This window comes from uncultured Ruminococcus sp., from assembly GCF_947301925.1.
Taxonomy (GTDB): domain Bacteria; phylum Bacillota; class Clostridia; order Oscillospirales; family Ruminococcaceae; genus Ruminococcus.
This window is the reverse complement of sequence record NZ_CAMYUE010000018.1, coordinates 14,223-27,423: the sequence shown is the minus strand read 5'-3', so window position 1 is coordinate 27,423 and position 13,201 is coordinate 14,223. Positions and strand designations below refer to the sequence as shown.

The 13,201-nt window shown below is 50.7% G+C and carries 11 protein-coding genes; 7 read left to right on the top strand and 4 right to left on the bottom strand.

Annotation, left to right across the window (positions count from 1 at the left end; all coding sequences use genetic code 11):
• Nucleotides 1-74 precede the first annotated feature (74 nt).
• The gene (locus Q0Y65_RS13855) at nt 75-806 is read right to left on the bottom strand and encodes a hypothetical protein (RefSeq protein WP_297961042.1); all 732 of its coding nucleotides are present in this window, start codon (nt 804-806) and stop codon (nt 75-77) included.
• Nucleotides 803-2,398 (bottom strand): MBL fold metallo-hydrolase RNA specificity domain-containing protein, encoded by a 1,596-nt coding sequence (locus Q0Y65_RS13850; RefSeq protein WP_297961039.1) that lies wholly within the window; start codon nt 2,396-2,398, stop codon nt 803-805. The genes Q0Y65_RS13855 and Q0Y65_RS13850 overlap by 4 nt, the downstream gene beginning before the upstream one ends.
• A 397-nt stretch (nt 2,399-2,795) precedes the next feature.
• Between Q0Y65_RS13850 and Q0Y65_RS13845 the strand changes: the two genes are divergently transcribed.
• Together Q0Y65_RS13845 and Q0Y65_RS13840 are read left to right on the top strand one after the other, a co-directional pair.
• A complete protein-coding gene (locus Q0Y65_RS13845; protein WP_297961036.1) occupies nt 2,796-3,467 on the top strand; it encodes a hypothetical protein in 672 nt (223 codons plus the stop codon).
• A 9-nt stretch (nt 3,468-3,476) separates the two neighbouring features.
• Nucleotides 3,477-3,692 (top strand): helix-turn-helix transcriptional regulator, encoded by a 216-nt coding sequence (locus Q0Y65_RS13840; RefSeq protein WP_297961033.1) that lies wholly within the window; start codon nt 3,477-3,479, stop codon nt 3,690-3,692.
• 92 nt (nt 3,693-3,784) lie between these two features.
• Here Q0Y65_RS13840 and Q0Y65_RS13835 read toward each other — a convergent pair whose 3' ends face one another.
• The gene (locus Q0Y65_RS13835) at nt 3,785-4,552 is read right to left on the bottom strand and encodes a hypothetical protein (RefSeq protein WP_297961030.1); all 768 of its coding nucleotides are present in this window, start codon (nt 4,550-4,552) and stop codon (nt 3,785-3,787) included.
• A gap of 232 nt (nt 4,553-4,784) precedes the next feature.
• On the opposite strand from Q0Y65_RS13835, the gene Q0Y65_RS13830 reads away from it, so the two are divergent.
• Both Q0Y65_RS13830 and Q0Y65_RS13825 read left to right on the top strand, forming a co-directional pair.
• Nucleotides 4,785-5,387 carry a hypothetical protein gene (locus Q0Y65_RS13830; RefSeq protein ID WP_297961027.1) on the top strand — a complete coding sequence of 201 codons (603 nt, stop codon included), beginning with the start codon at nt 4,785-4,787 and terminating at the stop codon, nt 5,385-5,387.
• 18 nt (nt 5,388-5,405) lie between these two features.
• Nucleotides 5,406-6,092 (top strand): PepSY domain-containing protein, encoded by a 687-nt coding sequence (locus Q0Y65_RS13825; RefSeq protein WP_297961024.1) that lies wholly within the window; start codon nt 5,406-5,408, stop codon nt 6,090-6,092.
• Nucleotides 6,093-6,158: 66 nt separating this feature from the next.
• On the opposite strand, the gene Q0Y65_RS13820 is transcribed toward Q0Y65_RS13825, so the two are convergent.
• On the bottom strand, nt 6,159-6,389 hold the full coding sequence (locus tag Q0Y65_RS13820; protein WP_297961022.1) for an HPr family phosphocarrier protein: 231 nt from the start codon (nt 6,387-6,389) through the stop codon (nt 6,159-6,161).
• A 284-nt stretch (nt 6,390-6,673) separates the two neighbouring features.
• On the opposite strand from Q0Y65_RS13820, the gene mtaB reads away from it, so the two are divergent.
• From mtaB to Q0Y65_RS13805, 3 genes are all read left to right on the top strand, one after another.
• Nucleotides 6,674-7,987: a tRNA (N(6)-L-threonylcarbamoyladenosine(37)-C(2))-methylthiotransferase MtaB gene (gene mtaB, locus Q0Y65_RS13815; RefSeq protein WP_297961019.1), complete on the top strand. Its 1,314-nt coding sequence runs from the start codon at nt 6,674-6,676 to the stop codon at nt 7,985-7,987.
• 53 nt (nt 7,988-8,040) lie between these two features.
• The gene (locus Q0Y65_RS13810) at nt 8,041-11,745 is read left to right on the top strand and encodes a phosphoribosylformylglycinamidine synthase (protein WP_297961016.1); all 3,705 of its coding nucleotides are present in this window, start codon (nt 8,041-8,043) and stop codon (nt 11,743-11,745) included.
• 344 nt (nt 11,746-12,089) lie between these two features.
• On the top strand, nt 12,090-13,058 hold the full coding sequence (locus tag Q0Y65_RS13805; protein ID WP_297961013.1) for a leucine-rich repeat protein: 969 nt from the start codon (nt 12,090-12,092) through the stop codon (nt 13,056-13,058).
• Nucleotides 13,059-13,201: the final 143 nt, after the last annotated feature.

Below are 13,201 nucleotides of genomic sequence, written 5' to 3'. Positions count from 1 at the left end.
TATCCCGTAAGCGTTCGGACGATCGCTTACGGGATTTTTGCATTTAAAGGGACGGCCGAAAAAAAGCTCCGATATCATTCATCGGAGCTTTCGTTTTTTATTGCAGCCTTTTGCGAGTTCAGCTTACGCTTTTTCACGTTCAGCAGGGATGCCGCAAAGAGAAGGTACATTTTCGTCTGATCGGCGTATGAAAGCAGAGAGCCTGTTATCTCGTACTCCTCTATGAAGCAGAGCTTCATGACTACCCTTGCGAAAACAAGGGTGAAGGCTGCGGCTATCATCCATCTGCTGCGGGATATGGAATAATCCTCCCTTATCATCTTTATCATGAAGGCGAGGAAAAGTATCACCAGTGCGGCGGAAAAGAAGTCCATTACCGTTGTGATGTAGTAATCGCTACCTCTTGTTACAAAGCTTACGGTGTTGTCGTGAAGATCGGTGAGGAGCTGCACCGTTTCCGCAGCTATGCCCGTTACAGGCAGTATGATAAGATAGGGCGAGCGGTCGCTGAGTATTATCATAGCGGTGAAAAAGGCATAGGCCAGCGGTATAAGCAGGTGAGTAATGACATTATCGGGGAAGTATACCAGATTTCTCTCGTTCTGAAGCTCGTAGACAAAGCTGCTTATGCCTTCCGAGATAAGTAAAAGTGCGAATACTGCGGATACTATCACAACTCCCGTATAAATAGCGCCTGAAAGCTTTACGGTGTTGCTTCGGTCAAGCTCGGCTATCTCCTTGCAGGTGGGACACTCCGCGGAGCCCTCGGGTATCTCGCTTCCGCATTTACTGCATATCCGTCTCATAGCTTCCAGTCGTCGCAGAGCTTGTTGATAGCCTCGGTGAGCTGGCGCATATCAGCGTTTGTTCTGCCGTCGGAGTCCTTGATAAGTGCGGAAAGACGTTCCGAAGCCGCAAGCAGGTCGCTGTAGGCGATACTGTAGTTTGCGGTGTTTTTCTTTCTCGGGATAGGAATTGGCTCGGCGTCAATGGTTATGACATTTTCGGCAATATCGAACTCGGCGCCGCTGAAGGGAACGTATACCTCCGCACCCAGCTCGTCGCGGAGCCTCTGTGCAAAGCTCTCGGAGGAGCTTGCCTCGCCGTGGTTGACAAAGAACCTCTTTACTCCCTTGACGGCTCTCGCCCATTCAAGGAGACCGTTCACATCGGCGTGACCGCTGATACCGGGGAGCTGAGTGATACGGGCGGCCACCTTTACGGTCTCGCCGAAGAGCTTCACGCGCTTGGCGCCGTCGATAAGGGCGCGTCCGAGAGTATTGCCTGCCTGATATCCCACGAAAAGAATGGTGTTCTGCTTCTTCCACAGGTTATGCTTGAGGTGGTGCTTTATACGGCCTGCCTCGCACATACCGCTTGCGGAGATGATGACCTTGGGACGCTCGTCGCTGTTGATAGCCACGGAGTCGTTGCTGGTGACCGTTCTTATGAGGCCGTCGAAGGAGATGGGATTGATGCCCTTGCGGACGAAGGAGAGAGCTTCCTCGTCGTAGCAGCTCTCACGGTTGCTGATGAATATATCCGTAGCCTCGTTGGCAAGAGGGCTGTCCACATATACGGGGAAGCCGTCGTGACCCTTGACGAGACCTTCCGCCTTTATATGGCGGATAAAGTACAGCATTTCCTGGGTCCTGCCCACTGCGAAGGAGGGGATAATGACGCTGCCGCCGCGGTCGAAGGTCTCCTGGAGCACCTTTGCAAGGGAGGAGGTATAATCGGTGGGGCGGTCGTGAACGCGGTTTCCGTAGGTGGATTCGATCATGACGTAGTCAGCGGACTCGATGAACTGTGGATCGCGGATAAGGGGCTGATCCACATTGCCGATATCGCCCGAAAAGACAATGGTCTTTGTTATGCCGTTCTCGGTGAGAGTGAGGATAATGCTTGATGAGCCGAGAAGGTGTCCTGCATCGCGGAACCTGACAGTGATACCCTCTGCGATCTCCGCCTCGGTCTCGTATTTGTGGGGAACGAAGAGCTCGATGGCACCGATAGCGTCCTCCATGGTATATATGGGCTCAAAGGGCGCCTCGCCGCGTCTTGCGGCCTTGCGGTTGCGCCATTCCGCTTCAAATTCCTGTATGTGAGCGCTGTCGCGGAGCATGACCGAGCAGAGATTTGCCGTTGCTTCCGTAGCGTGTATCTGACCTTTGAATCCTCCTGCATAGAGGAGAGGGAGCAGACCCGAGTGGTCGATATGAGCGTGGGTGAGGAGTACAAAGTCGATATTAGAGGGAGCCGCAGGCACCTGAACGTTCTCGAAAATATCCTCTCCCTGCTGCATACCGAAGTCAACAAGGAATTTTTTGCCGCAGGCTTCTATATAAGTGCAGCTGCCCGTAACTTCATGGGTAGCGCCTATAAAAGTCATTTTCATAGAAAAACCTCCTGTGATAAATCAAAATTTGTAGGGGACTCCGTCCTCGTCGTCCCGCCGATTACAGTCATTTATAATAAACGTATATTTTGCGGACGGCCAATGGCCGTCCCTACAAGTACAAATGTTGATCTACTATATTATAACACATCTGATCTGATATGTCTACAATAAAATGCAGCTTTTATTTAATGACAAACGATAAAAATTTATCGTGTAAGCTGCACAAAACGCCTCTTTTCAGGTACTGGCATTTATATGCAAACATACAATAATTAACGATAAACGATAAAAAACAGTTGACAAACGTTAATTCTCATGGTATTATAGGATCACGGAAGGGGAAACGACTTCCAAAGCAGTAAAATGATATGGGACATTATAAGGAGGTACGATCATGAAAGGAACAAATACAGTTTTAAAGGACAAGAGCATAAGAAAGATCAACGGCCTGGGCAAGGCAAGCAGAATACTGCTGACCATTGCCTTTGTGGTAATAACAGTCAGCATAGTAATGTGCATAGTGCTGGGGATATACTTCCTGACTTTGCCGGACGACGCTGTAAGCGTAAACGCTGATCTTGGCGGCAGGATAACCGTCAGCAGCGAGGTGCCAGAAAATATGATAAAGGTCGAGGAGGACGACATAGATATCGGAAAGGGTAAAAATCACCTGGTATACAACGTTACCGAGACCAGGGCAGAGGACGGAAGCAGGATATATGATATCAGTCTGGGTCTTGACAAGGCGGCAGGCATGGGCTTCAAGTTCCTGTGCATGGGACTTATGTTTCTGGCAGCGGTAAGCATGACATTCATTGCAGTCATAGTCATATTCGGCAAGAGACTGGCAAAGGCACTGGAAAAGTGCAGCTCGCCCTTTGAGGAAAACGTTATAAAGAAGATGAAGGCCTTCGGTATCTCTATGATACCATGGGCGGGGTTCAAGCTCATCATCGGTACTATCGGAGGTATCACAACAGCCATATTCGTACTTGTGGTGCTGCTTTTCATAGCTGTATTCAACTACGGCGCAAAGCTCCAGAAGGAATCCGACGAAACACTGTGAGGTGAGCCTATGTCGATCATATTAAGACTTGACCGCGTAATGGCGGACAGAAAAATGAGCCTCAACGAGCTCAGCGAGCGCGTGGGTGTAACAAATGTGAACCTCTCCAAGCTGAAGACGGGAAAGGTCAGCGCAATACGCTTTTCCACGCTGAACGCCATATGCAGGGTGCTTCAGTGTCAGCCGGGAGATATACTGGAGTTCATAGACGACGGCAAGGAATGACGGAACGGGGTATATGATACAGGGATATGATATAAAGAGCCCGAAGGCAGCAAGAGCTGCTTTCGGGCTCGTTTCGTTCATATGCGGGAGATTCAGCGCTTGCCGCTTACCTCTCTCAGGTCATAGGACAGCTCAAAGGCGCCGTCCTCACATTCGCTGTAAAAGCAGCTGACTATGCGGCTTGCCACAAGGTGACCGCCGTCGTCGTCCGCACCCACAAGGAGCACGATTATCCTGTTGTCTCCGCACACCGAAGCCATATCGCCGCGGCGCAGGCAGAGCCTTACGGCCTCGGAGAGTATGTTCATGTTCTTTTTCCGCAGCTCGGAGCCGCGGTCCTCGGCGCAGGACAGGGACATCACCAGCATCTGTGCGGAGCTCCCCGACCTTTCCAGCAGTCTCATTACAAAGCGGAAAATGCTGGTGAACTCCACGGAGCGCACGCAGAAGGCTCCTGCCTCATGGTCGCTGAAGGAAAGCAGCCTGTCGAATGAGCTGCCGGCCTCCGCAGTTTCGCGGAGAGGTACTGCGGCGAGAGCCTTTGTCCTCCTCAGCAGCAGACTGTCACAGACGGGCATACGGATAATGTCGTCAAAGCCCATGGCAAGGAGTATCTCCTGATTCTCACAGCTCGGGTCAGAGGTCACGGCAGCCGCAGGTACGCTGCGGAGCCTTTCCGAGCTGCGTATGCTGCTTATGACCTGACCTATGGCGCCGCAGCAGTATTCCTGGGATACAAGTATGATATCGCAGGCGGAGAGCCTGCCGGTATCGTCTGCAACAGCGCAGTCAAAGGAGCCTCCGAGAGCGGACTCCCAGTATTTGGTATTATCAGAACTGTCTATGATACCTGCGATCATGTCACAGCCTCCGTTCAAAAAATGTTCATAAATATATTATAGCACATGACAGCCAAAGTATCAATTATCGTTTGCCACAAAAAATGAGGGAAAAATTTGGCTGATAGTACAGATTTACGGCTTCTCTGTTCTTGTTTCCGTTTCGCAATAAAAGGGAAACCATTTTTTTCTTGATATTTTTGCAGAGTTGCTGTATAATGTATTTACAGAAGCTATGCAAGGAGGTCAGAGCATGAAGGAAATAAGATCATTTGCCGCAGTTTCGGCAGCTTTCGTTCTGGCGGCGTCGGCGCTTTTCGGCTGCACCGACCACAATGAGAGCTACATCGAGCGTCCCCGTACCGATACCGTGACCACCACGGAGGGCATTGTGGAGTGGACCACAAAGGCGCAGACCACTGAGGCGGTGACAACAAAGAAGAATAAAAAGACCGCTGCTTCGGACAGTGATGAGGATATCACCACCACAAAAAAGAACAAGAAGAACAAAAAGACCACGTCCTCCGAGACATATACAGAAACTACCACTACTACGGCCATATTCGATAACGGTGACGGCAGCTATGTGGAGTATCACTTCCGCAACAAGAAGCTGCTGAACCAGCATTTCGAGAAGCACGGCGGCGAGTTTGACTACGATACCGCTGCTGACTACGAAAAGGGCGCCAGCGACGTTATAAACGATCCCGCAGCCCTCCACAAGACAGAGGCCGAGGACGGCGACGGAGTATACTATATCGAGGCCACCAACGAGTTCGTCATACTATCCACCGACGGCTACATAAGGACGTATTTCCGTCCCAACGGCGGTATAGATTACTATAACAGACAATAAGTGAATGAAGGTGCTCATATGAAAAGAAGTATTATGACGGCTGCGGCAGTTATGTCAGCGGCAGTGATGCTGTGTGGCTGTTCGGCAGGCAAGTCCGCACACAACAGCGGAGTTCCCGACAAGCCGGAGACATGGTCGGTGGAGCAGCGCAGCCTTGACGATGTGACTCCCATGGAGGGCGAGTCGCAGGTTTTCGTAACCAGAAACGAGGAGGACGATACCGTAAGGATAATACAGGGCGTCCTCAGCGAGGATCCCGTAAACGACGCCAGGGAGGCTCTCGACCTTATCGCCTCCTATTCGCAGGTCATGGGCTTTGTGGACGTATACAGCGAGCTGAAGCTGAGCAATACCATAGACTACGGCGACAAGATGGAATACAGGTTCGATCAGTTCTGCGACGGTATGAAGGCAGGCTTCGTGGAGATAATGGTGGACCGCAATGAGGCAAACAAGGCGGTGGTGCTCAACAGCAATTACATCGACCTCTGGGGCTTCAATACAAAACCGAAAGTCAGCGCTTTGGAGGCTGTACAGTGTGCGGCGGACAAGTACAAGACCGAGAAGAATACTAAGGCAGAGCTGGTCATATATGACGGACCTCTCCTTGCGTGGAAGGTACCCGTAAAGGACGGGGAGGTCTGCGAGGTATACATCGACGCAAATAACGGCAACATCGCAGGGGAGACTCTTCTGGACAGCTGATATATAATGAAAAAGGGGATACATTCCTTACGGAACATATCCCTTTTGCTTTTTCTCAGGTCTATTTTACTTTACGATGAACTTGTCGATCTCTTTAAGGAACTTGTCAGCGTCATCTGTGTGTGCGTTGAGTTCAATGGGCTTGGAGAGATCAAGGCTGAAGATACCCATAATGGATTTTGCGTCTATAGCGTATCTTCCGGAAACGAGGTCAATATCGAAATCATACTTCATAACGATGTTGACGAATTCCTTTACGTCATTGATTGCCTGAAGATTAACAGTCGTTTTTGTCATGCTTTACCTCCTGTTTTCGGATGTCGGTGTGTGTACGTGTGTTTTTTTGTGTTTATTTCTTTTTCCTGCGGCTTTTCCCTTACCGCACCTATATCATATCACTAAAAATCGGCGGTGTCAAGCCATTTGCGGAATTTTCGTCAGTTTGGTATAATTGATTGATATGGGGGAGGCTTTTTTTATCAATAAAGATATATTATTAAGAGTGAATAAAAATATGAAGTGAAAATTGTGCATTTTGTCAGTGAGGGTAAAGTGCAGATTATGTAATAAATGGGTGAATTATGTATAAAGTATATTTTATAACATTCGGCTGCAAGGTCAATCACTATGAGACCGAGTGCATGAAGGAGCTTTTCCGCAGTGCGGATTTCGACATAGTGGGAGAGGGCGAGGCTGCGGACGCAGTTGTCATCAATTCCTGCACCGTAACCTCCTCGGGGGACAGCCGTGCGCTGGCTGCTCTGAGGAAAACGAGGGCTGCGCTGCCCGATGCGGTCATAGCCCTTACGGGCTGCTATCCCCAGGCAAATCCCGGGGAAGCTTCGACGCTCTCCGAGGCCGATATAATCGCGGGAACAAAGTACCGCAGCCATATCGTGGCTATGGTGCAGAGCTGTCTGACGGAGCGCAGGCGCATGGTGGAGCTGTCGGAATACACCTCCTCGGATCTGTTCGAGCCGCTGAGGTGCAGCCGCTTTGACAGCAATACCCGCGCCTTCGTGAAGATACAGGACGGCTGCGACCAGTTCTGCTCTTACTGCATGATACCCTTTGCAAGGGGGCGCTGCCGCTCAAAGCCGCTGGACGTGCTCCGGGAGGAGGTACGGGAGATAGCGGCAGGGGGCGTGAAGGAGATAGTCCTGTCTGGCATAAACCTTGCCTTCTTCGGCAGGGAGTGGGGGGGCGACCTTGCCGACGCCGCGGAGATATGCGCGGAAACAGCGGGTATAGAGCGCATACGTCTCGGCTCTCTGGAGCCCGAGAAGATGTCGGAGGAGCTGCTCATGAGACTGAGAGCCCTGCCGCAGTTCTGTCCCCAGTTTCATCTTTCCCTGCAAAGCGGCTGCGACAGGACGCTGAAAGCCATGAACCGCAGATATACCGCCGCGGAGTACCGTGCGCTGACTGAGCGCATACGCAGCATATTCCCGCAGTGCTCCTTCACCACCGACGTAATGGTGGGATTTCCGCAGGAGACCGACGCCGATCATGCCGAGTCCGTGGAGTTCATAAGGGAAACTGGCTTTGCAAAGGTACACGTTTTCCGCTATTCTCGGAGAAAGGGAACAAGGGCGGACAGAATGACGGGACAGGTGGCCGAGAGCGTCAAGACTCTCCGCTGGCAGGAGATGACTGCCGCCGCCGAGGAGACAAGGGAAAAATATCTCCGCTCACTGGTGGGCAGAACGGTGCCGGTGCTGTTTGAGCGTGAAAATTCTACAGAATTTCACCGCGGATATGCACCCGATTATACATTAGTAAAAATTTCCCGAAAAAATCCCGAAAAAAGTTTGCGTAATCAGATAATTAGTGTTATAATAGAAGAGTATGGTCACGACTTCTGCATTGGCAGACCTGTTGATGACATTTATTAGCCTTATAATTATGCATTTATGCATTATGAATTAAATTGAAGGGAGACTGAATTATGTCCGTATTCAGAATTTACGTTGAAAAAAAGCCTGAATTTGCAGTAGAAGCTCAGTCTGTGCTCAGCGATATAAAGACTGCGCTCAGACTTAACATTTCAGGAGTTCGTATCCTCAACAGATACGACGCAGACAAGCTCAGCGAGGAGGACTTCAAGGCGGCTGTCAACACCGTTTTCTCGGAGCCTGCCGTTGATGTGGTATATGACGATATGCCGCGGATATCGGAGACCGACCGCGTATTTGCCGTTGAGTATCTTCCCGGACAGTTCGACCAGAGAGCCGACAGCTGCGAGCAGTGTATACAGATACTCCGTCAGGGAGAGCGCTGCCGCGTGAGAAATGCCAGAGTTTATATCATCTCGGGAATCATCAGCGACGAGGACTTCGCAAAGCTCAAGGCCTACATCATCAACCCCGTTGAGAGCCGCGAGGCTTCACTGGAGACAGTCAAGACCCTCGATACAAATTACGATATCCCCACAACAGTTGAGGAGCTGGAGGGCTTCATCAACCTCAATGCCTTCGGACTCCACGCCTTCGTGGACAAGTTCGGCCTTGCCATGGACTATGACGATATCAAGTTCTGTCAGGACTATTTCCGCAACGAGGAGAAGCGCAACCCCACCATCACCGAGATACGCATGATCGACACCTACTGGTCAGATCACTGCCGTCATACCACCTTCCTTACAAATGTTGAGAACGTAAAGATAGACACTCCCTATATAAAGGATACATACGATATGTATGTGAACGTCCGCGAGGAGCTGGGCAGAACGGACAAGCCCATGACTCTCATGGACCTTGCCACACTGACGGCCAGAAAGCTGAAGGCCGACGGAAAGCTCCCCGACCTTGACGAGAGCGAGGAGATCAACGCCTGCTCTGTAAAGATCAAGGTGGACGTTGACGGAGAGCTTGAGGACTGGATCCTCATGTTCAAGAACGAGACCCACAACCACCCCACGGAGATCGAGCCCTTCGGCGGTGCGGCTACCTGTCTGGGCGGCGCTATCCGTGATCCTCTTTCGGGACGTTCATATGTATATCAGGCTATGCGTGTGACAGGTGCGGCAAATCCCCTGGTACCCGTTGAGGACACCATCGCAGGCAAGCTCCCCCAGAGAAAGATAACCGTAGGCGCAGCAAACGGCTACAGCTCATACGGCAACCAGATCGGTCTTGCAACAGGCCATGTTGCCGAGGTATACCACCCCGGCTATGTTGCGAAGCGTATGGAGATAGGCGCAGTTCTGGGCGCAGCTCCTGCTGAGAATATCCGCAGGGAGAGACCCGAACCGGGCGATATCGTTATTCTCCTGGGCGGAAAGACAGGCCGCGACGGCTGCGGCGGCGCAACAGGCTCGTCAAAGTCCCATACACTTGAATCCCTTGAGAGCTGCGGCGCAGAGGTGCAGAAGGGTAATCCTCCCGAGGAGAGAAAGCTCCAGAGACTGTTCCGCAATCCCGAGGTGACAAGAATGATAAAGCGCTGCAACGACTTCGGTGCAGGCGGCGTTTCAGTTGCTATCGGCGAGCTCACGGACGGCCTCGTTATCAACCTAAATGCAGTACCCAAGAAGTACGACGGCCTTGACGGTACTGAGATAGCTATTTCCGAGTCACAGGAGAGAATGGCTGTAGTCATCGCTCCCGAGGACCTTGACAAGTTCATGGAGGAGGCCGCAAAGGAGAACCTGGAGGCTACCCTCGTTGCCGACGTTGTTGAAGAGCCCCGCCTCAAAATGGTATGGAACGGCAACACTATCGTTGACCTGTCCCGTGAGTTCCTCAACTCCAACGGCGCTCCCAAGTATACCGACATTGAAATAGAGAGACCTCTGCCCAATTCCGAGACAGAGCCCACTGACAGCGCAGAGACATGGTCACAGCTCATGTCCAACCTCAATGTGTGCTCACAGAAGGGACTTATCGAGAAGTTCGACTCCACTATCGGAGCAGGCACGGTACTCATGCCCTTCGGCGGCGTATACCAGATGACTCCCTCACAGGCTATGGCTGCAAAGATCCCCGTGCTCAGGGGCGAGACCAATACCTGCTCTCTCATGGGCTGGGGCTATAATCCCGATATTTCCGAGAAGTCTCCCTACCACGGCGCAATGCTGGCTGTTATCGAGTCCATCGCAAAGGTGGTTGCAGCAGGCGGCTCTTACAAGAAGTGCTGGCTCACATTCCAGGAGTACTTCGAGAGAACACAGAACGATCCCACCCGCTGGGGCAAGCCCATGGCTGCTCTCCTTGGAGCGTTCAGGGCACAGCTGGAGATGGAGTGCGGCTCTATCGGCGGCAAGGACTCAATGTCGGGTACCTTCGAGAAGATAGACGTACCTCCTACGCTGGTTTCCTTCGCGGTATCCACTGCAATGGCCGACAAGATAGTATCCACCGAGTTCAAGGGCGCAGGAAATACAGTCATCACCATAGTTCCCGAGTATGACGAGCACGGCCTTCCCAGATTCGACAGCATCAGAGAGTGCTTCGACAAGGTGGAGAAGCTTATTGCCGACGGCCGCGCAAACGCCGTATGGACCAACGGCTACGGCGGATTTGCCGAGGGTATCGCAAAGATGTGCTTCGGTAACAAGATCGGCTTCGAGTTTACCTCACAGCCCTCTGCCGATATGCTCTTCAAGCCTTATTACGGCGCATTCATCATCGAGCTCATCGGCGACGCAAAGAGCGGCGAGAACGTTCTCGGCAAGACTATCAAGGATTACAAGATACTCTGCCGCGACTATACTCTCAGCCTTGACAACCTCCAGAGGATATGGGAGGGCAAGCTGGAGCCTGTATTCCCGTGCCGCATAAAGACTACGGATACAACTCCACAGACATATTCATCGCCTAACCGCATCCAGCTGGCAGCTTCCACAAAGATAGCCAAGCCCAGAGTGCTTATCCCCGTATTCCCGGGTACAAACTGCGAGTACGATACTGCCCGTGCATTTGAGAAGGCTGGCGCTAAGCCCGAGGTTGTAGTTATCCGCAACCTGTCCGCAGGTGATATCGAGGAGAGCGTAAGCTACTTCGAGAGAGCTGTAAGACGCTCTGAGATCATCATGATCCCCGGCGGCTTCAGCGGCGGAGACGAGCCCGAGGGAAGCGGAAAGTTCATCACTGCATTCTTCCGCAATCCCAAGATCAAGGACGCAGTTCACGACCTGCTCAGGAACCGTGACGGTCTCATGCTGGGTATATGCAACGGCTTCCAGGCTCTTATCAAGCTTGGACTGGTGCCCTACGGCGAGATAATCGACATGGCAGACGATGCTCCCACACTTACCTTCAATACTATCAACCGTCACCAGTCAATGATGGTAAACACCCGTATCGCTTCCAACAAGAGCCCCTGGCTCTATGGCTGTGAAGTGGGTGACATACACACAGTTCCGATCTCACATGGTGAGGGACGCTTCGTAGCTCCCGCAAGTCTCATTCAGCAGCTTGCAAAGAACGGACAGATTGCTACACAGTATGTTGACCTTGACGGCAATCCCACAATGGATATCCGCTACAATCCCAATACTTCCATCGAGGCTATCGAGGGTATCACCTCGCCTGACGGACGAGTATTCGGCAAAATGGGTCACTCCGAGCGTAAGGGCAGCTATATCTGCAAGAACGTTCAGGGCGAAAAGGATCAGAAGATCTTCGAGAGCGGCGTAAAATACTTTACATGATGATTATAAAGGGCGGCTTCGGCCGTCCTTTTTATTTGCAGGGAACTGTGATGCGGATATCATCTGCCTTTGCTTTGCTGCTGAAACCGCAGCAGCGCGAAAAGTGTACATAGAGATATATGGAGCGTGGAACGATATCAAAGGGGAATATGGCTCACCGGTATCATGTCCCTCAGATCGCATAGGGTCGGGAGCTGCGGCTGATCCCCCAACGCTGTGCAATGACGTTTGATCGAAAAAACAGTGCAGATCGCACGCGCTTGCTATATATAAAATAGATTAGACAAAATCAGAATCAATGTGCTATAATTATGTATATATATATATATAAGGAGGTTCTCAAGATGAACATGAAAAAGATCATTGCGGTTGCTGCTGCCTGCGTTATTACAGGCTCAACAGACGTAATCACACAAAACTATTCACCAATTAACATAAGAAATGCTGTTTCTGCCGCAGAGGAGTCCGGATACGATACAGTTACTCAGGACGGTATAGAGTATCATGTGTACACCGATCATGCGGAGCTTTACAAGGCTTCAAAGGATCTCGAAGGCGAGATAATTATCCCCGAAAAAATAAAGGGTGTTCCCGTTACCAAGATAGGCGATGAATGTTTCAGAGAGTGTAAAGATATCACATCTGTTGTACTACCTGAAAGCGTTAAAACAATAGGTAAGTTTGCGCTCTTGAATTGTACTCATCTGAATTCCGTAAATATTCCGAAAAATATTACGGTTATTGAAGCCGGAGCATTCCAAAGCTGTATGTCATTAAAGTCTGTAACTATTCCGGACGGTGTTACCGCGATAGAAAGTACTACTTTTGTGGGGTGTAACAGTTTAACATTGGTTGTTATACCTGACGGTGTTAAAAGTATAGGCGACGCAGCTTTTATGGGCTGCACGCATTTAAAGAGTATCACTATTCCCGAGACCGTGACAAGTATAGGGGGAAAAGCGCTTGCTAATTGTCCGCAATTAACTATATATGGTTACAAAGGTTCGTGTGCTGAAGAAACTGCCAATACATACAAATTCCGTTTTGTGGATTTAGCTGTTGTTTCTTCTCATTCGTTTGGCGACGCAAACGGCGACGAAAGTATCGACGCTATCGACGCATCAAATATCCTTGCAAAGTATGCGGAATACTCCACTGAAGGCGGCGGTTCTCCCACTCAGGAGGAATACGATAAATGCGACGTGAACAGTGACGGCAATATCGACGCTATTGACGCATCGAATGTTCTTGCGTATTACGCATATACCGCCACCAACGGCACCATGAGTCTCGCGGACTTTCTCAGACAGTGAACATTTATGCGGAGGACGGCTTCGGCCGTCCTTTTTCATGCCCTTCTATAATAAGGCCGTAAAGCACCCTTATTCAAACGAAAACCATTGAATAACAAAAAATATTTTTTCAAATTCTACTTAGTAAACAAATTTTTGCTAAT